The organism is Paraburkholderia ribeironis, assembly GCF_900019265.1.
In the GTDB taxonomy this organism is placed as follows: Bacteria; Pseudomonadota; Gammaproteobacteria; order Burkholderiales; family Burkholderiaceae; genus Paraburkholderia; species Paraburkholderia ribeironis.
The window spans coordinates 137,033-159,950 of sequence record NZ_CYGX02000019.1 but is presented as its reverse complement, the minus strand read 5'-3'; the positions used below and the strand labels follow the sequence as shown (position 1 = coordinate 159,950).

Here is a 22,918-nt window from a genome sequence, read left to right as displayed (position 1 = left end):
TTCGGCAATTTGATTCGGATACCTACATGAATGCGAACGCGGCTAGCGCGGGTCGAAACTCAATACAGCCTGCGCCGCCTGCGGATTTTCACGATCTTTCAGCCGCTGCGCGAGCAGATCGCGAAAGAGCAAAAGCTTGTCCGCGCCGTGCTGCAGACGAAATTCTTGCAGTACCTCGGCGATCGCCTCGTGTTGAGTCGCGGGACTCAGTGTGCTCGCAATGTGTGAGCTCCCTCTGGCTAACTCCATCAGATAGAGGGAGCTGAATTGCCTCTTTTCAGCCTGCTGACCAGGTTTTCTTCCCTTGGACATCGTTGTTTTTCCAGCCGTTTTCGGTGTACGTGATGTCGTCAGGTGTCCGCCTGCCGCATCCTGCTGGCCGGGCCCGGCGTTGCCGATCGTGCGATCGTGCTTCGCTGGCGGGCTTCATCCTGACGTCCCAGGCCGCTATCTAAGCAGCCACACCTTAAGGAGACCTTATGCGTGATCCAGCAACAGCAACAGCAGCACGTGCACGTGCACGTGCGCGTGATTTTCACGCACAGTGTGCAGGCGTTGCGGATGCAGGCGTCCTTTGCTCGTCGCCGCATGACAGCGGCTGCCGCCGCAAGGAAAAGCGGCCGGCGTCTTCCCGGTGGTTTTTCGTCCGGCGATCGAACCGACCGTCGCTCATGCGCACGCTCGCGCAGAAAGCCATGCTAGGCCATCGTCACCTGGTTCCGGCCGCGATGCTTCGACCGGTACAACGCGCGGTCCGCACTCGCGAAGCCTTCGCGATGTGCCGAGCGCGACGACTCGGTGATGCGCGTCAACGACGCCCCCAGGCTCACCGTCACCACGCCAAGCGGCGAAGCGCGATGCTCGATCGCCAGGTCCATGACGCCTTGCCGCAGCGTGTCGAGCGTGGCTTCGAGCGTCGCGGACTGCGCATGCAGCACCAGCAGCCCGAACTCCTCGCCGCCCATGCGCCCGGCCACCATGCACTCGCCATCGGCCGCCGCCTGCATCACCGAAGCCACCTGACGCAGACAATGGTCGCCCGCCGGGTGGCCGTAGGTATCGTTGTATTGCTTGAACCAGTCGACGTCGACCACCACCGAGCCCATCACGTCGCCGTCCTGCGCCTGCTTCCAGCGGCACGCAATGGTTTCGAGCAGGAAGCGCCGGTTGTACAACTGGGTGAGCGGATCGATCGCAGTGGCCGTGCGCATCTTCAGATCGTTTTCGATCATCGCGCGCAGGTGATAGAACACGCCCCGCTGCCCCGCGTCGAGCCGGCCCGGCGACGGGTCCATCGCGCACAAGGCCCCGACGATCTCGCCGTTGGGCGCGCGCAACGCAATCGCCGCGTAAAAGCGCACGAACGGATGACGCTGCACCAGCATGCATTCGCCGAAGCGGCTGTCGTCGTGCGCGTCTTCGATGACGAACAGCTCGGCGTCGCGCACCGCATAGTCGGCCAGCGAACGCGCTCGCGTGACGAGCGGCATCGCCATGCCGACCTCGGCGCGGTAGTGCTGGTGCTCCTCGTCGAGCAGCGTGATCGCGGTGATCGCGGCGCCGGTTACGCTCTTGAGGATTTCCGCCGCGTGGATGAAGCACTCCCGCATCACCTGGTCATCGTGCAACAGCCACTCGATGACCGAAGACTCCACCTCGGGTTCGCCGGCGGCGGACGGATCGGCTGTCGTCCGGCTGGACAGGCGGTCGTTACTGTAAGCGAGGTGCACGGCTGGGTTCCAGAATGTGATCAGTTCGTGTCAACGGCACGCGCACGCGAAACTTGAGTGCTCGCGCCGGCGCGTGAAGCGTCGCGCCCGGTAGGTCCGCGCTGGCCCGCTCGCCGGCCTGGTTGCGCGGCTGCGGCGCTCGACAGGCCGGCCCCACGAAGTACAATTCACGCACCAGCCGCGCGCCGCCCTTCGCTGGCCTGGATTGCGGGCAGCGCACCTGATTCACCTCATTCAACAGACAATCGCACGCACGCCGCCTGGCGCCGTCGATCGCCCGCACCGCCGTCAGCCGCGCATGACCACGACCGTCACTCACACCACGAACCACGCCTGGCTCATGACGAACGTGCGTCAGACCGATGGCACGCGCGTCGACGTGTCGATCGCCAACGGCCGCATCGCGGCCATCGGCCCGAACCTGCCGCGCGAGCCCGGCGGCGCGATCGAGGACGGCGCGGGTGCGCTGCTGCTGCCCGGTTTCGTCGAAGGTCATACGCATCTGGACAAGACCACGTGGGGCATGAGCTGGTATCGCAACGAAGTCGGGCCGAAGTTGACTGACCGGATCGAAAACGAACGGCGCTGGCGCGCGCAGAGCGGCCACGACGCGGGCGCTCAGTCACTCGCGTTGGCCCGAGCGTTCGTGCAGGCGGGCACGACGCGCCTGCGGACCCACGTCGATATCGACACCGACGCAGGCCTGCGTCACCTCGAAGGCGTGCTGGCCACACGCGATACGCTGCGCGATGTGCTCGACATGCAGATCGTCGCGTTTCCGCAATCGGGACTGCTCGGCCGGCCAGGCACTGACGCGCTGCTCGATCGCGCCCTGAGCGCGGGTGCCGATGTGCTCGGCGCACTCGACCCCGCGCTGATCGACGGCGATCCGGTGACGTCGCTGGACCTGACGTTCGAGCTCGCGCAGCGTCATCAGAAACCCATCGACATCCATCTGCACGAGCCGGGCGAAATCGGCGCATTCACGTTCGGCCTGCTGCTCGATCGCGTGGCGGCGCTCGGCATGCAGGGACAGGTGGTCGTGAGTCACGCGTTCTGTCTGGGCGCACTGCCCGAGCGCGAGCGCGATACCCTGCTTGCGCGCATCGCCGATCTGTGCGTCGCGCTGCTGACCACCGCACCGCCGTCGACGCCGGTGCCGCCGCTGAAGACCTGCATCGACAAAGGCGTCACGCTGTTTGGCGGCAATGATGGCATTCGCGACACGTGGACACCGTACGGCTCGCCGGACATGCTCGAGCGCGCGATGCTGATCGCGATGCGCTACGGCCTGCGCCGCGACGACGACCTCGCGCTCGCGTTCGACTGTGTGAGCACTACTGCAGCGCGCGCTTGCGGCTTTGCGCAGTATGGGCTGCAAGCGGGCGCACGCGCCGATCTCGTTCTGCTCGATGCAGACGGGCTCGCCCACGCGATCGTCGCGCGGCCGCCGCGCAAGCTGGTGGTGGCGAACGGCCGGATCGTCGCACGCCACGGCGCGCCCGCGACGCATCGGATCGGCCGGTGAGCGGCGCGCCGTGACGCACGCCAATGTGCGGCGCCGCTTGACGCGACAGTCCAACAGCCAGGCCAACCCCAAGGCCAACCGCAAGCCCGGCACAGCACTCCAGTCGTCAGCACCAGAACCCTCGAAGCCTCACGAACACGTTTTAGCACTTACATGATCAATCTCTTTCAGGCCATGCAGGCTTTCGTCAAGGTCGCCGACGCGGGCAGCTTCGCGCAGGCCGCAGCGCACCTCGGCGTCTCGACCTCGGTCGTAACGCGCCATGTGTCGAGCCTCGAACAGCATCTCGGCATCCGCCTGTTCCAGCGCACCACGCGCAAGGTCGTGCTGACCGAAGCGGGCGCGCAATACGCCAGCGGTTGCCGCGTGCTGCTGGCCGAACTCGAGGAGGTCGAATCGCGTGCCACCACGACCTCGAAGGAAGTCGCGGGCGATCTGCGCATCGTCGCGTTGGGCAGCTTCTCGCTGTTTCGCCTCACGCCGCTTTTCGCCGACTACCAGGCGAGGTTTCCGCACGTGAATCTGCACGTCACGCTGACCGAGAAACGCGTCGATCTGCTCGAAGGCGGTTTTGATGTAGGCATCGTGACCGAGCACATGATCCGCTCGGAATCTCTGGTGGTGCGCCGTCTGCTCAACTCGCACGCGGTGCCGGTAGCGGCTGCCGCCTACCTCGCGAAGGCCGGGCATCCCGCCGCGCCCGCCGATCTCGCGCGGCATCGGGTGATCGCCGCGCCGCCCGACGCCAGTCCGCACAACAACTGGATATTCAGCAACGGTGACGGCAGCGAGGAGAGCTTCGCGTTCGACGCGTCGTTCACGGTAAACAGCATGATCATGCAGAAGCAGGCGACACTGGGCGCGATGGGCATCGCCTTGCTGCCGCTCGAAATGGTCGCCGACGAACTGCGCGCCGGCACGCTGGTGCGAGTCCTCGACGACTATGCGGTGCTTAATGGCGACGTCGCCGTCTCGCTGGTCTATCCGAGCCGCGAGTTCGTGCCGCGCAAGGTCCGCGAGTTCATCGACCTGGCGGTGGGCTATTTCAAGTGAGCCAGCGCGACTGAACAATAAAAAGGCGCACCGTCATGACAACGGTGCGCCTGCCACAAAACGGAAAAGCAACGAAAAAACGCGACCTCTCTTGCGCGCGGCCACCGTGCTCGCTAGCCGCGTCGTACACCTTCGCACACCACGCCTTAACGAAATCCGCCGCTTGCGATCAGACTTTCACCCGTTATCCAGCGCGAGTCGTCGGAGGCGAGGAACACGACCACATCGGCGATCTCGTCAGGCTGGCCGATGCGCCCGAGCGGCGTCGTGTTGACCGCCCACGTTTCCAGATCGGAGCCGATGACACCTGCGCTATGCGCGCCTTCCGTCTCGACCATACCCGGATTGATGGAGTTCACCCGAATCCGGCGCGGACCGAGTTCCTTCGCGAGCACGCCCGTGATGCCATCGACCGCGCCTTTGGTTGCCGTATAGACGGCGCTACCTGGCGGCGTGATGCGGCTCACCACCGAGCTGACGTTGACAATGCTGCCGCCTTCGCCAAGATGCTTGACCGCCGCCTGCGTGGTCAACAGCAGACCCAGCACGTTCACATTGAAGTGCCTATGAAAATGCTCTTCGGTGATATCTGCGATCGGCGCGAACTCGTACACGCCCGAGTTGTTGACGAGGATGTCGAGACGGCCATAGGTTTCGATGGCCGCATCGATGATGCCTTGCGCGTGCTCCGCTTTCGAAACGTCGCCCGCAACGGCCACGGCCTTGCCGCCCGCTGCGGTGATCGCCGCGACCACACTGTCGGCGCCTTGCCTGCTGGACGCATAGTTCACCACCACCGACGCGCCCTGCGCCGCCAATGCCTTCGCGATGGCCGCGCCGATACCTTTCGATGCGCCGGTTACAACCGCAACCTTACCTGTGAGCTTGCTCATGATCGATTCCTTTAAATGGGTTTCGCGCCGACGCGCTGTCGCGGAGATTCGCGGGGCTGACGTCGATGAAGCTGTACCTGCAGTGGCGCTGTCACTGGATGCAATGTAAGCAGGTCGGCGGCGCGGATAAAGCGGCTGGCGGCGAATAGATACGTCGGTTGAGACGAACAATCGGCAGGAGCGCGATTCGGGCTGCTATGGCATAACAGCGTCAGCGTGCCGTAGAGGGAAAGAAAATCTGTATGGGGATTGCGCGACAAGAGTGTGGCAACGCGATGCGTTGCTCGAACGCCTCGCGCCGCGTCGATTCGGCGGCGTTATGCGGCTCACCAGCGCATTGAGGTTGATTTCAGCGCCTGCGTAACAGCGCAATCTGCGCGGCCACGCTTGCCAGTACGGCCAACGCACCGACCATATCCAGAATGATGGACCACACGATAGCCCTCCTTCCGTTCGCTTCCATCACATTCTTAAACGAACACGCGCGCCATCGATTGAATTCCGAGGGCGAGCAGACAGACGAAGAAGCAGCGGCACGACGGTGCGCATTGACAAGGATACGACCATCGTCGCGGCGTGGGCGTCGGTCGGCATCGAGGTGGACACATCGTGCGGTGAGAGCGGTGGCGTGGGCCACACCCGCATGTGCGACTTGGTGAGTGGCGTGCCCGAGCATCGCGACCATTGTCTGAGCAAAGCCGAACGGGCGACGGCAAGCTGATCTGTTGCCGCGTGTCGCGTGCGACGACTGCGCGGCAAGCCATACGCCACGCAGTCAGGGTCGATAAATGCTTGTCGTGGATTCAGACGCGTTCTGTCATTGCGTCCGACGCGTCAGGCTTCGGCGCGCACCCGCTCCACTTCGGCACCCGGCAGATTGTCGCGCTCGTTGAACAGCGTGAAGTCGAAGTCGATCAACGCAAAGTTGCCGTCTACGTCATACGGTTTGCCTTCGGCACCTTCGGCCTGCCTGAGTGCCGGCACGAGGCCATCGCGCGTGGCAAAGGCAAAGTCGTCCCACAGATACGGGTCGCCTTCAATATTGATCTGCGTGGTCAGCTTGCGGAACCCCGGCGCGGAAACGAAGAAGTGGATATGCGCCGGACGATGCCCATGACGGCCGAGTTGATCGAGCAACAGTTGTGTCTGCCCTTGTGGCGGCACGCTATAGCCGACCGGCACGACGCTGCGAAAGCTGTACTTGCCGTCGGCATCCGTGCGGATCGAGCGGCGCAGATTGAACGCCGGTTGCGACCTGTCGAAATACGAGTAGTTGCCGAGATGGTTCGCGTGCCACACTTCGACCAGCGCATGGGCCACAGGCTTGCCGTCTTCGCCGAGCACGCGCCCGCGCATCACCAGCGTCTGGCCCGGGTCGGTGCCGTCGTCGAGCCGCGCATGCCCGTCGGACACCGGTGCGCCCGCCACATACAACGGACCTTCGATCGTGCGCGGCGTGCCGCCTTCAATGCCGGCCTTCGCTTCCGCTTCGTCCAGGCGCAGATCGAGAAAATGCTCGAATCCGAGCCCCGCGGCGAGGAGACCCAGTTCGCCGCTCTTGCCGGCTTCGCCGACATAGTTCAGCGCGCTCCAGAACTCGTCGGGCTGCACGTCCAGATCTTCGATCGTATAGAACAGATCGCGCACGATCCGGTTCACGATCTGTTTGGTGCGCGGATTGCCTTCACTGGTGGCGCTGTCGTTGATCTTTTGCAGCAGCGCGTCGATGGTTTGCCTGTTCATGGGGTATCTCCTTCGTTCGATGTTCTGGATGACTAATGGATAGCCAATGGATGACTGAGGAATAAATCAGCCAACAACTTCACTTCATGGAAATGACAGCGCCTTGGCGCGTATCGCGCCGCAACCGGTCGATCTTGTCCCAGTCGAGCTTGATGCCAAGTCCCGGCCCTTGCGGCAGATGCAACGCAAAATTCTCGTAGCGCAACGGCTCGGTCAGGATCTCTTCGGTCAACAGCAACGGGCCGAACAGCTCCGTGCCCCACTTCAACTCGCCGAACGTGCTGAAGAGTTGCGCCGACGCGATCGTGCCGACTGCGCCTTCGAGCATCGTGCCGCCGTACAGATCGATGTTCGCAGCCGCCGCAATCGCGGCCACCTGCGCGGCGCCGCTCAAGCCGCCCGATTGCGCGATCTTCACGGCGAACACATCGGCGGCACGCTGGCTGGCAATCGCGAATGCATCCGCCGGGCCGTGCAGCGCTTCGTCCGCCATGATCGGCACCTGGGCCAGTTTGGTCAGACGCTTCAGACCCGCGCGATTGACGGCGGCAATCGGCTGCTCGATCAACGTGACGCCGGCGTCGGCGAAACGGCGGCCGGCCCAGATCGATTCCGCTTCGCTCCACGCCTGGTTCACGTCGACCCGTACTTCGCCGCGTCCTACCAGCGCCTTGCCGATCGCGACCACATGCGCGACGTCGTCGGCCACCGTGCGCGAACCGATCTTCAGCTTGAACACACGATGACGCTTCGCCTCGTACACGCGTGCCGCTTCGTCGATATCGCGGGTCGTGTCGCCGCTCGCAAGCGTCCACGCGACGTCCACCGAGTCGCGCACGCGCCCGCCGAACAGCTCCGACAACGGCACGCCGACGCGCTGCGCCTGTGCATCGAACAGGGCGGTCTCGAGCGCGCATTTGGCGAACCGGTTGCCTTGAAACAGCTCGCGTAATCTGGCCATCGCCGCGCCCGGACGGGTCGCGTCCATGCCCTTGAGCAGCGGCGCGAAATACGTGTCGATGTTGACCTTGATGCTCTCCGGGCTTTCCTCGCCGTACGCGAGGCCGCCGATGGTGGTGCCCTCTCCGACACCCACCACGCCATCCGCGCAACGGATGCGCACCAGCACCAGCGTCTGGCAGTTCATCGTTGCGACCGAGAGGCGGTGCGGACGGATCGTCGGTACGTCGACGAGAATCGTCTCCACGCTCTCGATCTTCACGGGTGTTGCTAGCATGCGTTGCTCTCCTGAACTGCTGTACGGGGAGCCTCATATTAGAAACAAACTTGCGCAGCAGTCCAACACCGATTCCGACTACTTCCATACTCTGACGGTATGAAATGCCGGAATCGGCCGGATGACATCCGCATACCCAGAGACTTGCGTGTGGCAGGTGTGATTCGACGGTCCAGTTGGACAATCAGATCGCTGCCGGCACCAGGAGATATTTCGCCGCCACGAGCGAGCGGCAGATAGAAGCAGGCGGAAGATTCGAGCGCACGCACATGAACTTCAAAGAACATGGTGAAGTCCACTCACAGCATCAACCCGTGCGCCGCAATCCGGCTCTATTCGCTTGCCGGAATACAGGTATTCCTAATCATGTTGAAAGGTCATTGCCCATTCGTCCGCATTGCCCGATATTCGCGTCGCACGATATCCATCAACTCCGCCACCGATGTGCTGGCCGCCTCGCGTTGATAAGTCACGCGGCCGCGCTGCATCAGCATGACGCGATCGGCGATATCGAGCGTCTGCGCGTAATTGTGCATGATCATGATGATAGCGAGGCCGCCCTTCTTTTTGAGCCGCAAGATCAGGTCGATGATGAGCCCCGCTTCGCGAGCACCCATCGCCGCGAGCGGCTCGTCGAGCAGCAGAATCCTCGCATCCGAATGGACCGCGCGAGCGACCGCGATGGCCTGCCGCTGTCCGCCGGAAAGCTGCTCGACCGCCAGGTCGACCGATGGCACGTGCACGCCGATCTCTTCGAGAAATTGCGCCGCGCGACTACGCATGGCGCGGTTGTTCAACAGCCTGAAAGGACCCCGATGGATGATCTCCCGATTCAGGAACATGTTGTGATAGATGCTCAGCGAATTGGCCAGCGCCAGATCCTGATAGACGCATTCGATTCCCAGCGCACGCGCGTGATCGACCGAGCGAAGCATCGTTTCCGCGCCGTGTATGAAGAGCTTGCCGCTTGTCTGCTGATGAAACCCGGTCAGAATCTTGATCAAGGTCGACTTTCCCGCACCGTTGTCGCCCAATACCCCGAGTATTTCGCCTTGCCTGAGTGTCAGCGATACACCATCGAGTGCCGTGACGGCGCCGAACCGCTTGACGATATCCTCGCCGCGCAGCGCCTCCGGTAGCTCCGACATCACAACTCTCCCTTGCGCGCGAGACGAACGACGTGGATGTTGAAGATCATCGCTGCGAGGATCGCGGCACCGAGAATCATGTTGAACGTGAAGGCGTTGATACCGATCAGCGTGAATCCGTCGTTAAGGATGCCCAGCACGGCAGCACCGATGAGGCCGCCGATGATCGTGCCCGATCCGCCGGCCAGTGGCGTACCACCGATCACCGCCGCAGCGACCGCGAGGAACATGATCTGGTTGCCGCCTGCTTGCGGATCGATCGACGAAATCCGGAAAGCCTCGAGAATCCCTGTGAAGCCCGCCAGCACAGCGGCAATAATGAAGTTGCCGAGTTTCAGGCGTCTGACATGAATACCGGCTTCGCTCGCGCCGAGCGGGTTCGCCCCGCCTGCGATAGTGTGCAAGCCCCAGCGCGTATGGCGAAGCAGGACGTGCATGACGGCAGCGATAACCACTGCCCAGATGATCTCGCTGTAACCCCATGCACCCATGATCGCCGCCAATCTCGTACCCTCGGGCGGTGGCACCGGTGTGCCGCGTGAGATCGTCAGCGTGAAGCCGTTGACGAAAAATAGCGTACCGAGCGTGGTGACAAACGATGGAATGCGCAGGTACACCGTCACCGCGCCGTTGACCAGTCCGACTACGGCCGCTGCAAGCAGGCCAGCCAGCACAGCGACCCAGACAGGCAAGCCCGCCTCGCTGGCGAAATACATGACAAAAGGTGCAAACGCGAAAACCATCCCCGCGGACAAATCGATCTCGCCGCCGATCATCAGCATGATTTCGCCAAAGGCAATGATCGCAACCGGGGCGATGAACTGCGACAGGTTCTCCAGGCTCGCGCCCGTCAGCAGAAAGTCACGATTGGCGGTTTCGAAATAGGCGCAGAGGATCAGCGCAACGGCCAGGATGCGAACCTCGCTGGAAAGCCAGACCGGTCTCGACCATAGCCGCCGGCGTTCACGCGGTTTCGAGTTTTCCGTCACAGAAGACGTCACCCTTTGATTCCGCCGGAACGCGGCACGATCTGCGGCTTGGTGCTCTTGCCTTCATAGCGTGTCGAAGTATTCAGGTACGGTTCGACCGTGCCTTTGGTGACGAATTTCAGGCCCGTGTTGACATTGGCCGGACCGACGAGCCCACCGGACGAGAGAAACACGAACGCCTGAACCACGGTGTAAAAGCCTTGCACGTAAGGCTGCTGATCGATCGTAAAGTCCAGAAAGCCCTCGTGTATCAGTTGGACCGTGCGCGGCAACAGGTCGAAGCCGCCGCCGTGTACGCCCTTGGCCGGCAGGTTCGACGCCTTCATCACCTCTGCAACGCCTTGAGTACTGCCGGCGTCGACGGCGAACATGCCCTTGAGGTCCTGGTGACCCAGGTAGAACGACTTGATCTTCGAGAGCTCCTCGTTGACCGTCGCGCCCGTCGCGATGGTTTCCACGTCGATCTTCTTGCCGGACTTCTTGATGGCGGCTACCGCGCCGTCGAGCCGCGGCTGGATGTTGAGCTGCCCCGGCGTCGCAATGAAGATGCCGACCAGACCGCTGTCGATGAGGCTGACGATGCGCTCGCCCATCTGATACCCGGACAGATACAGATCCTGACCGATATAGGACAGACGAGGATTGGCCGTGCCCTGGGGCGCATCGGCGTTATAGGCGAATACCGGAATGCCTGCGTCCAGCGCCGCCTGGATCGGCTTGTCGAACGCTTTCGGATCGACGATCGGCACGGCGATGGCGTCGGCCTTACCGGCGATCGCCGCGTTGACCGCATTCACCATTTCACCAATGTCGGCATTGGCCGAGCCGGTCCACTGATAGTCCATCCCGAGCAACATTGTGGAGTCCTGAATGCCATATTGCGTCGGAACGAAGAATGGATTGGTGGTGACGTGGTTGACGAAGACGATCTTCCAGCGCTTATGCTCCGGGAACGGCCCCGCTTCCGCGGCTTGTGCCGGAGTCAACGCGCCACCAAACATGGCCAGCGCTGCACCGAGGCCCGCGCCTTGCAGCAATCCGCGGCGCGTGCGTTGCACTTCCTCCTTGCCTTCCTGTTGTTCCGCCATGTCAGTCTCCAGTCTCGCAGTTATTGAATAACTCCACTGTGCATGACGGCGCGGGCCAGGAAAGCGCCAGTGCCGGGCCCCACCACACTTCACGAAACGCGTGTGCATGCGCGTGCGCCAGACGACCCTGTGGAAAATGCTATATCACGCGCTTTTCCCCTCAATCGATGTATACCCTTAACTAGTCCGACTATTACTGGTGCCGACACACCGCTCGCGCCTGCGTAAATATTCGGAGCTATTACCTCATATTTGAGTGCCCCGTTTGATGCTCGACGAAAGCTGTCGCGCCCCGTTGTCGGCAAGCATCAGTGTCGGCGTTTGACTAGCTCGTGGCGGATAACGAGTCGAGTCCACGAACGAAGACTTCTTCGCGGGCCGTTCAAGTAGAGCCGATCAGGGTCGGCGTGACACATCGCCTCAATAGTATGACTATCGGGCAGATCAGGAACGCTCATTCGCGTGCGGTTTGGACCATTCATGCCGGGTGGTGGCTGCCGACTTCCAGGATGCTCTCAGCATCTGCGCGCGCGTTTTCGAGTTGAACAAGGCTTGCATGCCGCGCGCCTAGCGGGTCACGATTCTGGATTGCGGTGAGGATCGCCCTGTGCCGTGGCAATGACAGTGCATGCGTGTCCGGATGACGACTGGTCAGTCTGATCGATTCCGTCAGCGCGAGCGATAACATGTTGCCGATGTACGCCAGCATGTCGTTGTGCGTCGCTGTCATGATCGCGCGATGAAACTCGAGGTCTGGATCGAGCAGCTCGCTCGTGGTTTGCGCGTGTTCCATCCGGTCAAACGCGGATGCGATACGTGCAAGGTCGTTGCTGGTCGCCGCGCTGGCGGCGAGCGCCGCCGCGGCGGGCTCGATGATACGGCGCACGGTCAGCAGCGAACTGAAGAACTCTCCTTCCGGAACGCTGTTGATGGTCCAGTACAGGACATCCGGGTCGAGCATGTGCCAGTCCGCACGCGGCCTCACGACACTGCCGACACGCGGTTTCGACACGACCAGCCCTTTTGCCACCAGCACGCGTGTCGCTTCGCGCAGCACCGGGCGACTGACGCCATAGCTCTCGCACAGAACGGCTTCCGCCGGCAAGCGCTGGCCCGGCTGCAGCTTACCGCTGACGATATCCATGCCGAGCTCTTGCACGATGCGGCCATGCATGCTCTTGCGCTGTTGCAGATGACGATAGTCCATGCTGAGAACTCGCGGTTCAGAGGTCGCGGTCATGCACTGTTCAGTTCTGCTCCGATCCATACAGCGTTTGCGACGGCACAGACTCCGTTGTCGACTCGGACAGGGTTGCGCTGCATGGTGGGTCGATGCCTGTTCAAGCATAGCACGCGATATCAGGGTGGGCGACGCGCTCGTTCGTGGCAACGATGTCATCGCTCGACGTACGGACTTCTGCTTCGCACAACCTCCGTCCAGTGTGTTGTCTGCCTGCCCGTTTGCTCTGCATGCAACAATCGCGTCCAGCACATGTCCGGAACTCGACAAGAATCTTTATACCTCAGGGGTATGCATGGAACTGCGCCAACTCCGCTACTTCGTGGCGGTTGCCGAAGAAATGAATATCACGCGGGCCGCGCATCGCCTGCATATGACACAACCGCCGCTGAGCCGGCAGATTCAGCAGATCGAGGAAAGCGTGGGCCTGCCGCTGTTCGAACGCGGCTCGCGGCCGTTGCGCATGACCGAGGCGGGCCGCATTTTCTATACACAAGCCAGGCGTCTGATCGACGAAGCCGACGAACTCGCACCGCTTACGCGCCGCCTCGCGCAACTGGCCGAGCGCATCGTGATCGGCTTCGTGCCGTCGACTCTATACGGCGCACTGCCCGCCGTGATCCGCGCGTTTCGGGAGGCTGCGCCGCATATCGAGCTGTCGCTGATCGAAATGTTCACGCTCGAACAACTGGGTGCGCTCAAGGGCGGCCGTATCGATGTCGGCTTCGGTCGTCTGCGTTTTGACGACGCACAGCTGGCGCGCGAAGTGCTCGTCGAAGAACGGATGATCGCCGCGTTGCCGCAGGATCATCCACTCGCGCGGCAAAAGAAGCCGCTGACGCTGGCCGCGCTCGCGCAGGAAACGCTGATCGTCTATCCGAGCACGCCGCGGCCGAGCTATGCCGACCAGCAGTTATCCGCGCTGCACGATCATGCGCTGGAGCCCAAGGCGATTCATGAAGTCAGGGAGTTGCAGACCGCGCTGGGTCTGGTGGCCGCACAAGTGGGCGTGTGCCTGGTTCCGGAAAGCGTAGAGGGGTTGCGCGCGCACGGTGTGGTGTATCGCGCGATTCCCGCGGCCAGCGTCGCATCGCCGATCATTATGAGCCGGCGTTTGCAGGACGAATCGCCCGCGACCACGCTGATGTGTTCGCTTGCGCGCACGCTGTTCAAACGGGACTGACGCTGCTTTTGCCTCAGGGTTCGTCGAGACGCCGCACGATGTCCGCCATCAGGTTACGCAGCCACACCTGAAAAACCTGGACAGATGGGCAAAGACGCTGGCCCAGGACAAGCCGATCAAATACCCGCCTATGTTCAGGGCCTGCTCGTTACCCTTCCGAGCCTGCTCATTACCCTTCCGGGCCTGCTCGTTACCCTCTTAACGTAGTTGCCCGCCGCGTCGTGCGCCCCGTACATCAGCGGCGCGCACGCTGTCGTGCTGCTGCGCCGCCGCCACAACCGCCTGGCCGAGCGACAGCCCGCCGTCGTTGGGCGGCACCTGCCGATGCATCAACACGCGAAAGCCCGCCGCGCCAAGCCGGGTCGCGACCTGTTCGAGCAGCACGCGATTCTGGAAAACGCCGCCTGACAGCGCGACGCTGCGCGCGTCGACCGGTCCGCTCAGCAGGTCGGCCAGACACTCGACCATGCGCACGATCGCGATCGCGAGCCCCTTGTGAAAACGCGCGGCAACCACCGGCACCGGCGTGCCGCGCTGCAGGTCGTCGAGCAACGCTTGCCACATCGGCCGCGGCTCGATCATGCGCAAACCGTCCGGCGCGATGCTGGTGATTTCGAACGGATACGCGTGCACGTCGCCGTCGTTGCTCAGCGTCTGCGCATCGACCAGCGCCTCCAGTTCGATCGCAGCCTGTCCCTCGTAAAATACGCGCTCGCGGCACACGCCTAGCGTCGCCGCCACCGCGTCGAACAGACGGCCCGCGGAACTCGCGCGGGGACTGCTCACACGTTGCGCGATCATCGCGTCGAGCGCTGCGTGCTGCCGCCGCTTCAAAAAGTGCAGCACGTCGAGGCCGCCGTATTGCCGCGCGAGGTCATGCCAGTCGAACGCCGCGCGCAGATGCGCGTACGCGCTGCGCCACGGTTCGTCGATCGTGCGCATGCCGCCTGGCATCGCCACCGGCTTGAAGCGGCCCAAACGCTGATAGCCGCGATAGTCCGCGAGCATGAATTCGCCGCCCCACAACGTATCGTCCGTGCCGTAACCGAGGCCATCGAGCGCGACACCAAGCATCGGCGGCGCGTCGAGCTGGACGCCGTTTTCGGCCATGCACGCTGCCAGATGCGCGTGATGATGCTGCACCTCGGCCACCGGAACCCGCATGCCTCGTGCAAGGTCGTAGCCGATCTTGCGCGACAGATACTCGGGATGAAGATCGAACGCGACGACCTGCGGCTCACATTCGAACAGACGCAGATACTGCGCAAGCGCGCGGCGATAGTCCGCATACGTCAATGCGTCTTCCAGGTCGCCGAGATGATGCGAGACGATCGCCTGGGCGTCGCGTGCAATGCAGAACGTGTTCTTGAGTTCGCCGCCCATCGCCAGCACCGCCGGCGTGTCGGCGAAACCCGCAGGCAACCGCAGCGGCGCGGGCGCATAACCCCGGGCGCGCCGCATTACGCACGCTGCCCCCTGCACCACGCGCATCACCGAATCGTCGACCCGGCGCGCGATGTCGCGATCGTGCATCAGAAACACATCGGCGATGCGACCCAGCCGCGCGAGCGCATCGGCGTTGTCGATGCACGGCGGCTCGTTGCTGGTGTTGCCGCTCGTCACCACCAGCGCGGTATCGATCGACTCGAGCAGCAGGCGATGCAGCGGCGTGGACGGCAGCATGAAGCCAAGCGTGTCGATCCCCGGCGCGACGCTCTCAGCGACACACTCGGGACCGTCGGCGCGCAGGGTCACGATCGGTCCGCCGGTGCTCGCGAGCAGCGCGCATTCGGCTTCGTTGGGCCTGCAATAGCGGCGCAGCGCATGCAGATCGCGCGCCATCAGCGCGAACGGCTTGTGCTCGCGTCGTTTCAGGCGGCGCAAGCGCGCGACCGCGGTTTCGTCGCAGGCATCGCAGGCGAGCTGAAACCCGCCAAGTCCCTTGAGCGCGACGATCGCGCCATGCCGCAGCAACAGGCTCGCTGCGCGGCATGGATCGTCGCCCTCGATGCGCGCGCCGTTGCGGCTCTCCAGCCAGACGCGCGGACCGCATGCGGGGCACGCGACCGGTTGCGCGTGAAAGCGCCGGTCGGCGGGGTCGTCGTACTCGGCACGGCACGCGTCGCACATGACGAAGGCGGCCATCGTCGTGTTCGCGCGGTCATACGGAATCGCCTGCACGATCGACAGCCGCGGTCCGCAATGCGTGCAGTTCGTGAACGGATAGCGATAGCGGCGCTTGGCCCGATTGGCGATCTCGGCCGCGCAGTCGGCACAGATCACCGCATCGGGCGTGACGCCGGTCTGCACCGCACCGGCCGCGCCCGGCACGATGCGAAAGTCGCTCGCGTGCGCCGCCTCGTTCATTTGATGCCGCTCGATCGCATCGATGCGCGCGAGCGGCGGACATTCCGCGCTCAATCCTTCGATAAAGCGCTGCAGCGTCCACGCATCGCCCCACGCATGAATCAACACGCCGTCGCTGTCGTTGCACACATCGCCAACCACCCCGCAAGCATGCGCGAGCCGCCATACGGTCGGCCGGAAGCCGACGCCCTGCACCAGTCCGCGCACGCGAATCTCCTCGCCGACTGGGCGAGGCATCGGCGGAGGCGGTGTCGAACCCGATCCCGAACCTGCACGCTGTCTATGCATGACCATCGCTTGCTCCCTGCGCGTATTCGCCGATATGCATTCGCTTCCATGTTGCGAATGCGGATATACGCTAGGTGTCCTTCATATTCGCAACACGCCGGACACCAGCACCGGCAGAAACAGATACTTCAGTACTCCTCGCAGCCCGCTCACCGGTTCATCTCGTACGGCGAGATCAGGACCGGCACCGCATCCGGGTCGCGCTGGTCCCTGCTTCGCGTTCATTGAAGACCCCGCCGTTGGCGGAACGAACGATCGAGCGGTTCGATCTCGTCCGGTCCGAAAAAGAATCGATGCTCCGGCATGCGCTGCATGCCGAACTCTTTGTCGGGGTCGTCGTCGAGGGTCACCGCTACGTGCACGTGGTCGTCGAAATCCCGTTCGATCGACTCGATCGTCGCGACCATGCCGCTCAGTGCAATGTCGAAGATGTCCGCGCGTCCGCGTGGACGCAGGCGCACCTGATCACCGGAGCGAATCTCGACACCTGCCACTCGCACGTATGCGAGCTGCGGCCGCGCGTGGAGGAGCTCGGCCCACGGCGAAACGCGCGTCGCGGCATCGTCCGGTGCAGTGGACCTGGACACCGCGCCATGCGCCGGATCGAACCCGCGCACCCGCCGCAAGCTACCGTGCAATTTGCCGATCAGTGCACCGCCGGGCCCCTTGGTGCGCGTGAGCAACGCGCGGGCTCGTTCGTCGGTAGCGGTCATTGCGCGCTTCTCGTCGTCGGTCATGGTCAGAATGCGCAGCGTGAGGATCTCGTCGATCTCGGCGGCATCGAACAGATCGCCGGCGCTTCGCGGCGCGATCTGCGGGAAGTCGTACAGGATGACCGGCGACGCAAGCATCGTGTCGGTCCGTCGTTCATCGCCGACCAGCACCGGCCACAGGCCGATGTTGCGGCACGCGGCGCAGGCGGCTGCCAGCGCGTCCGGCGGATCGATCGACGAAAACCACGTGCCGCCTTCGACAGTGAGCACGGTATGACACGACACCAGCGCACGCAGCGACGCGGCATCGCGCGTCAAGCCGCGGGCATACTCGAGCGGCGTCTCATTGACGATGCGCGTTTTGAGCCGGTAGACATCGGGCGCCACCTGCGCGGCGCTGATTTCAACGCGCCCTTGCAGCGCGGCGCGCGTGCGGCGCAGTGCTCCGCGCAAGGTGCCGGCGCGGTCCGCGAGCGGTTCGAGCTCGCAGGTCGCGTCAAACGAGAACGCGATTTCCCGAGGCGCTTGCAGCAGCTCGCCGAGGCCCAGCACGGGCAACGCGATGTGCTGCTCGGCGGCTTCCTGCCACCGCGTATAGCGCCGTTCGTCGATGTCGAGCTGCGGCACGGTGCGCCACGCGGGCTCGCCCAACTCCGCTGGCGCGGCTGCGTCTGCCACGCTCTGCACGACCTCCAGCACGGTCCGCTCGATCACCTGCAGAAAGCCAGGGCGCACCGCGACGCGAGTGCGTGCATCGCCGCGCAGCAGACATTCGCACTGCGCCACCCACGGATCGCTGCCGGACGCCTCCGCATACGCGTGCGGGTACACACCGCCAAAGGTCCAGCGTTGCCGGTTCTTCACCGAAGTCGGCCGGTACGGATACAGCAGGTAGCCTTCGTACAGCACCGCCTGCACCACACTGTCGACTGCGTTCACGATATGTCCTCCTCGAGCCCGTCGAGCAGACTGGTCACCGCCTGCTCCCTACTCGTGAGACCGCGCCGGGTCCTGAAGCGCGCCAGACGGTCGAACACGTCGCCGCGCAGACAGAGCCACGCACCGTTCGGATCGTTACGGGTCGTCATGTCGCGCCACAGCGCCACCGGCAGCCGGTACGTTGCTTCGTTGTGCAAAGGAATTGGCGCGGACTGCAATGCGCCCGCGCCGTCACGATAGAACACCGTGCCGCTGAATTGCAGCCGCAACGCAATCTCGCCTTCTTCGAGGCCGTGGAAATATTGGCTGGCCGCGACGTTGAAGTCATAGCTGCACGGCACGGGCGGCGCGGGCATGCATTCCCCGGTGAAAGGCGGCACGACCGCTGCCGTATGAGTCCACAGGATCGGGCGCAACGTCGTGCCCCAACGAGCCGGCGCGTGTCGAGTCTTGCGCCCATCGGGCACGTCGTCTGCTTCCGCCATGATGTGTCTCCACTGCGATCCACGTTCTTTTCAGTCACGCAAAGAGACGCGGCGAGTGCCGCACGGCAGTCACGTCTGCAACAGCCGGTCGAAGTCTTTACCGTTCTGTGCGGTTAAAACAATCGAAGCTGCTGCATGTTCTGGTTCGAATGGTGTCCACCGTGATGAGCCCGAAAAACTTTTTTCGAGTATAGGTCAGCGTCGGGAAATACCCCAGGTTTCGCGGCCAGTGCGACCATCGATACGTCGCAAAACTGCAGGCGATCATGCCACCGTCAATAGAGCGAATTGCCGAGCGCACACCGATCACGCTGATCGTCTGGCTCCTCAATCCCGCGCCGCCGAAATCCATCACGATGAGCGCGGGCCCGCCTGACAGTTCGTTGCTCGTCACCGCGAACCAGTACAGGAAAATCCTCGCGCGCAACGGCATCCGCTTGAACGTGTGGGAGTCCGATGGTTCCGTGCAGAACCTGCAGCGCCTGCTCGACCCGAAGCAGCATGTCGACATCGCGCTCGTGCAAGGGGGCGTAGCAACCGGGCACGACACGTCGTCGCTGATGAGTCGCTCGGCAGCCTGTTCTATGTGCCAGTGGTGGTCTTCTATCGCGGCACCGGCATCACGCAAGTTTCACAACTGGAAGGCAAGCGCGTCGCGATCGGCCGCGAAGGCAGCGGCACCCGTCTGATTGCGCTCCAGTTACTGGAGGCCAACGGCATCGCACCAAGCGGCGACACCGTGCTGGTGCCGAGCGACGGCTTGCACGGCAAGAGTTTTCTCTACCGCACGCTGCCGTTCTGGCTGGCGAGCATCGGTGACCGCACGCTCGTGCTATTGCTGCCGGTCGCGGTGCTGCTGTTTCCGGCCATGCGCCTCGTGCCCGCGCTGTACCGATGGCGCGTGCGCTCGCGCAGCTACTACGGTTCGCTGATTGCGATCGAGCGCGGCGCGCTCGCCGATCCGACCGACGACGAGCGCCAGCAGCTCTTCGCGCAACTGGATCAGATCGAGGCGTCGCTGAATCGGCTGCGCATGCCGCTTGCGTATACCGACGCGTTCTACGTATTGCGCGAACACGTCGGTTTCGTGCGCAGCCGGCTGACGGCGGGTGCGCGACAACGCAGCACCGCGTAGCCGGGGTGTGGGGATTTTATGCGTCGGGCGCGGCGGGCGCTGCCGGCGAGTTCGCCGGGGCGGCGACTTCTGCAGTCTGGACGGACGGTTCCGTCGAACTGGCCTGCGGCTTGCCGTCGGCGTCGGGCTGCGAACTCGTGGCAGCGTCGACCGGCGTGAGCGCTATTTCAGCGGCCGTTTCAGCCGCCGCTTGAGCCGTTTTAGCCGTTTCAGCCGCCGGCGCTTGCGCCGCTGCGGCTGGCGCCTTCGGCGCGCTCCTGGCCGCGCGATGCGCCTGCAAACGCTGCGCGCCCGCCGCTTCCTGCGCGGTGACCTTGCCCGCCTCGGCGCCCGTCAGATCGACGCGCGCCGCGCCTTCGACCAGGCATTTCCAGTAGCGGCTACCACGGCACCACGTCTTGATCGCGTCGCGCAACTCGGCTTCGCTCAGCGACAGATCCTTCGCATGCGCGATGAGGTCTTCGAAGATGCCGACCTTCAGCGGCAGCTTGGGCGCCGGATTCTTCGGGAACGCCACCGGGAAGCGCTTTTGCAGACGCCCGATCGACTTCACCACCGGGTCCACCGGCCGCGCGTCCGCCGCGGGCTTCGCATGCGCGTGCGGCGCGGGCGTGTCGCCGCGCGGCTGCGCGGGCTGGCGGGCAGGCCGCGCGCCCGACTTCGAACCGGTCTTGGAGGCTGGCTTGGCAGCTGGCTTGGAAGCAGCGGGCTTGGCACCGCGTTTGGCGGCAGGCGCGGCTTCGGCGCGTGCCGCGGCCAGTTGCTTCTTCAGTTCAGCGAGTTGTTCGAAACCCATAGCGCACAATCGATCGAGAAAGACGAGATTGTAGCAGTGTGTGACTGTGCGCTCCGGACAACCCCAAGCGGCAGGCCGCGCGTGCCGCCGCAATGACGCGCGCCGCTGCGGCCACCCGCCGGGTTTCCCGCTTCAACTGCTGCCGGGCGCGGCACGAGACCTCGGGCTCGACACGGCACGCGCGCTGCCAGGATCAGCGTCAATGCGCGTCAGGTTCGGACCGGCACGGGCGCCTCAGCGTCGTATGACTTCAGGCCCGACACCGCGACGCTCAAGCCCGGCCGGCCCTCGTTATTGCGCAGCGACAGACTGAGCTGATGCCGCTCGGCGATGCGCGACACGATCGCGAGGCCAAGCCCGCTGCCCTCGCCCCGGGCATCCTCGCCGCGATAGAAGCGGTCGAACACCCGCTCGAGCTCGGCCTGCTGGATACCCGTGCCGCTATCGACGACCTCGAACCCAACGCTGTCGCCCGCGCGCCTGAGGATCACATCGACGCGGCCACCGCGTGGCGTATGGCGAATCGCATTATTGATCAGGTTTCCTAACAGAACGCTCATCCCGTGCGGCTCGGCCAACACCGTATAGGTGTCGTTCCGCGTGCGGGCGTCTTCGCAGACGAGACCGAGATCGACGTCCCTCGTCTCGGCCAGCAGCGAACAATCGCCCACCGCGTGCTCGCCGATCCGGCGCAGACTGGTCGGCACCATCGAGGTAACCGGATACGCGTCTTCGCGTGCCAACGCGAGCAGTTGCTGCACGAGGTGAATGATCCGGTTCACGCGCCCCTCGACGCGCTCGAGCATCTGCCCCTCGCCCTTGAGCGAGCCATCGCGCGAAGCTGCCTGCAGTTGCAGCTTCAGCGCGGCGAGCGGCGAACGCAGCTCATGCGCGGCATCGGCGATAAACGTGCGCTGCGCCTGCGACGCCGTGTGCAAGCGCTGCAGCAGATCGTTGAGCGCTTCCACCAGTGGGCTGATTTCGACCGGCACGGTGCCGTCCAGACGCAGCGGCTCGAGCGAGTCGATCGAACGGGTCGACAGCGCGCTCGACAGACTGCCGATCGGCGCCAGCCCGCGCGCCACCACCAGCAGCACCAGCACGATCGCCACCGGCAGCAGCACGGCGAGTGGCCACAGCGTGTGCAACGCAAGGCGCAGCGCCAGGTCTTCGCGCACGGAGACGGGTTGCGCCAACTGGATATAGCGATCCTGCTGATCCACCCCGAAGGTGCGCCAGTAATATCCGCCACGCTGGACGGTATGGAAGCCCTCGGGCATGCGCTGGAATGCGGGCGTACGCGTCGAGTGGTACATCAGCTCGCCGTCGCGATCCCAGATTTCGATGACGATCCGGTCGTCGGCCAGACCGCCGAGGTCGGGGTTGCGTTGTTCGCCGCCGCCCGCGTGCCTCAAGTCCGACGGCAACGATAGCGCCACCGTGCGCAGCTCGTAGTCGAACAGCTCGCCCGCTTCTTCGCGTGCCGTATGAAAGATCCCGAGGCCGGCCACGGCCGCGGCCACCGCCATGCCGAAGATCAGCCAGCCCAGCAGCCAGCGGCGAATCGACGTCATCAACACCTCTTCAAACGATAGCCCACCCCGCGCACGGTCACGACCTGGTCCGCGCCGATCTTGCGCCGCAAGCTGTGCACGTGGACTTCGATTGTATTGCTGCCCACCTCTTCGCCCCAGCCGTACAGTTTTTCTTCCAGCTCGGCCTTGGTGAACACGCGCGTGGGCTCCTCGATCAGCGCCTGCAGCAGCGCGAACTCGCGCGGCACGAGGACGAGCGGTGCGCCGTTTTTGGTGACTTCGTGCGCCGCCGGGTCGAGCGTGAGGTCGCCGTGCGCATACACCGGCTGCTTCTGGCCGGTGCGCCGGCGCGACAGCGCGCGCACCCGCGCGGCCAGCTCGTCGAGGTCGAACGGCTTGATCAGGTAGTCGTCAGCGCCGGTGTCGAGACCGCGTATGCGTTCGTCGACGGCATCGCGTGCGGTCAGGATGATGACCGGCGCAGCACCGCCGCTTTGGCGATAGGCGTTGAGCACGTCGATGCCGTCCTTCTTCGGCAAGCCGAGATCGAGCAGTACGAGGTCGTACACGCCGTTGCCCAGCGACAACTCCGCCGCGCGGCCGTCCGCGGCCCAGTCGATCGCGTAGCCGGCCCGGCGCATTGCGCCCAGCACAGTTTCGGCAATCATGTCGTCGTCTTCGACCAATAGCAGACGCATGGCCTCTCCTCTGTCCGGTTTGCCCGCATTGTCGGGGCCGCTAGCTTAACGCTTCCTTAGGGTTTGCCGAAGGCACGCCGATGCAATGCCGACGGCACGCTGGAAAAAGCGGCCGGCGTGCTCGTGCGGG

The 22,918-nt window shown here is 64.1% G+C and carries 18 protein-coding genes and 2 pseudogenes; 5 read left to right on the top strand and 15 right to left on the bottom strand.

Annotated features, from left to right (window positions below; all coding sequences use genetic code 11):
• Window positions 1-42: 42 nt before the first annotated feature.
• Both BN2475_RS10085 and BN2475_RS10080 read right to left on the bottom strand, forming a co-directional pair.
• Window positions 43-312, bottom strand: a complete 270-nt coding sequence (locus BN2475_RS10085; protein WP_162844466.1) for a hypothetical protein — start codon at window positions 310-312, stop codon at window positions 43-45.
• 386 nt (window positions 313-698) lie between these two features.
• Complete coding sequence (locus tag BN2475_RS10080) at window positions 699-1,730, bottom strand: sensor domain-containing diguanylate cyclase (protein ID WP_094779378.1); 1,032 nt, start codon at window positions 1,728-1,730, stop codon at window positions 699-701.
• Between the two features lie 298 nt (window positions 1,731-2,028).
• On the opposite strand from BN2475_RS10080, the gene BN2475_RS10075 reads away from it, so the two are divergent.
• Both BN2475_RS10075 and BN2475_RS10070 read left to right on the top strand, forming a co-directional pair.
• A complete protein-coding gene (locus tag BN2475_RS10075) occupies window positions 2,029-3,258 on the top strand; it encodes an amidohydrolase family protein (protein ID WP_094779475.1) in 1,230 nt (409 codons plus the stop codon).
• A 153-nt stretch (window positions 3,259-3,411) separates the two neighbouring features.
• Window positions 3,412-4,311, top strand: coding sequence for a LysR family transcriptional regulator (locus tag BN2475_RS10070; RefSeq protein ID WP_094779377.1), 900 nt, complete (start codon window positions 3,412-3,414; stop codon window positions 4,309-4,311).
• A 146-nt stretch (window positions 4,312-4,457) separates the two neighbouring features.
• Here the strand turns inward: BN2475_RS10070 and BN2475_RS10065 are convergent, their stop codons facing one another.
• Window positions 4,458-5,204 (bottom strand): glucose 1-dehydrogenase, encoded by a 747-nt coding sequence (locus BN2475_RS10065; RefSeq protein WP_094779376.1) that lies wholly within the window; start codon window positions 5,202-5,204, stop codon window positions 4,458-4,460.
• Window positions 5,205-5,730: 526 nt separating this feature from the next.
• On the opposite strand from BN2475_RS10065, the pseudogene BN2475_RS10060 reads away from it, so the two are divergent.
• A pseudogene (locus BN2475_RS10060) lies at window positions 5,731-5,954 on the top strand (oxidoreductase); the annotation flags it as partial.
• 84 nt (window positions 5,955-6,038) lie between these two features.
• Here BN2475_RS10060 and catA read toward each other — a convergent pair.
• The 6 genes from catA to BN2475_RS10030 all read right to left on the bottom strand — a co-directional run bounded on the left by catA (window position 6,039) and on the right by BN2475_RS10030 (window position 12,616).
• Window positions 6,039-6,947 carry a catechol 1,2-dioxygenase gene (catA, locus tag BN2475_RS10055; RefSeq protein WP_094779375.1) on the bottom strand — a complete coding sequence of 303 codons (909 nt, stop codon included), beginning with the start codon at window positions 6,945-6,947 and terminating at the stop codon, window positions 6,039-6,041.
• Window positions 6,948-7,026: 79 nt separating this feature from the next.
• Complete coding sequence (locus BN2475_RS10050; RefSeq protein WP_094779374.1) at window positions 7,027-8,184, bottom strand: muconate/chloromuconate family cycloisomerase; 1,158 nt, start codon at window positions 8,182-8,184, stop codon at window positions 7,027-7,029.
• Window positions 8,185-8,561: 377 nt separating this feature from the next.
• Window positions 8,562-9,332 (bottom strand): ATP-binding cassette domain-containing protein, encoded by a 771-nt coding sequence (locus BN2475_RS10045; RefSeq protein WP_094779373.1) that lies wholly within the window; start codon window positions 9,330-9,332, stop codon window positions 8,562-8,564.
• Window positions 9,332-10,321: an ABC transporter permease gene (locus BN2475_RS10040; protein WP_425435502.1), complete on the bottom strand. Its 990-nt coding sequence runs from the start codon at window positions 10,319-10,321 to the stop codon at window positions 9,332-9,334. The genes BN2475_RS10045 and BN2475_RS10040 overlap by 1 nt, the downstream gene beginning before the upstream one ends.
• A gap of 8 nt (window positions 10,322-10,329) precedes the next feature.
• Complete coding sequence (locus tag BN2475_RS10035; RefSeq protein ID WP_094779371.1) at window positions 10,330-11,409, bottom strand: sugar ABC transporter substrate-binding protein; 1,080 nt, start codon at window positions 11,407-11,409, stop codon at window positions 10,330-10,332.
• A 478-nt stretch (window positions 11,410-11,887) separates the two neighbouring features.
• Window positions 11,888-12,616, bottom strand: coding sequence for a FadR/GntR family transcriptional regulator (locus BN2475_RS10030; protein WP_094779370.1), 729 nt, complete (start codon window positions 12,614-12,616; stop codon window positions 11,888-11,890).
• 328 nt (window positions 12,617-12,944) lie between these two features.
• Here BN2475_RS10030 and BN2475_RS10025 point away from each other — a divergent pair, with 328 nt between their 5' ends.
• The gene (locus BN2475_RS10025; RefSeq protein WP_094779369.1) at window positions 12,945-13,832 is read left to right on the top strand and encodes a LysR family transcriptional regulator; all 888 of its coding nucleotides are present in this window, start codon (window positions 12,945-12,947) and stop codon (window positions 13,830-13,832) included.
• A 198-nt stretch (window positions 13,833-14,030) separates the two neighbouring features.
• On the opposite strand, the gene hypF is transcribed toward BN2475_RS10025, so the two are convergent.
• From hypF to BN2475_RS10010, 3 genes are all read right to left on the bottom strand, one after another.
• On the bottom strand, window positions 14,031-16,436 hold the full coding sequence (gene hypF / locus BN2475_RS10020) for a carbamoyltransferase HypF (RefSeq protein ID WP_094779368.1): 2,406 nt from the start codon (window positions 16,434-16,436) through the stop codon (window positions 14,031-14,033).
• Between the two features lie 272 nt (window positions 16,437-16,708).
• Window positions 16,709-18,139 carry a hypothetical protein gene (locus BN2475_RS10015; protein ID WP_143325765.1) on the bottom strand — a complete coding sequence of 477 codons (1,431 nt, stop codon included), beginning with the start codon at window positions 18,137-18,139 and terminating at the stop codon, window positions 16,709-16,711.
• Window positions 18,136-18,624, bottom strand: a complete 489-nt coding sequence (locus BN2475_RS10010; protein WP_143325764.1) for a DUF6084 family protein — start codon at window positions 18,622-18,624, stop codon at window positions 18,136-18,138. Before BN2475_RS10010 ends, BN2475_RS10015 begins: the two co-directional genes overlap by 4 nt.
• Window positions 18,625-18,890: 266 nt before the next feature.
• Between BN2475_RS10010 and BN2475_RS10005 the strand changes: the two are divergent.
• Window positions 18,891-19,759 (top strand): annotated as a pseudogene (locus BN2475_RS10005) (TAXI family TRAP transporter solute-binding subunit).
• A gap of 16 nt (window positions 19,760-19,775) precedes the next feature.
• Here BN2475_RS10005 and BN2475_RS10000 read toward each other — a convergent pair.
• The 3 genes from BN2475_RS10000 to BN2475_RS09990 form a co-directional block, all read right to left on the bottom strand.
• Window positions 19,776-20,555, bottom strand: coding sequence for a ProQ/FinO family protein (locus tag BN2475_RS10000; protein WP_094779365.1), 780 nt, complete (start codon window positions 20,553-20,555; stop codon window positions 19,776-19,778).
• A 209-nt stretch (window positions 20,556-20,764) separates the two neighbouring features.
• Window positions 20,765-22,129 (bottom strand): sensor histidine kinase, encoded by a 1,365-nt coding sequence (locus BN2475_RS09995; RefSeq protein ID WP_094779364.1) that lies wholly within the window; start codon window positions 22,127-22,129, stop codon window positions 20,765-20,767.
• Window positions 22,129-22,788, bottom strand: coding sequence for a response regulator (locus BN2475_RS09990; RefSeq protein ID WP_094779363.1), 660 nt, complete (start codon window positions 22,786-22,788; stop codon window positions 22,129-22,131). The genes BN2475_RS09995 and BN2475_RS09990 overlap by 1 nt, the downstream gene beginning before the upstream one ends.
• Window positions 22,789-22,918: the final 130 nt, after the last annotated feature.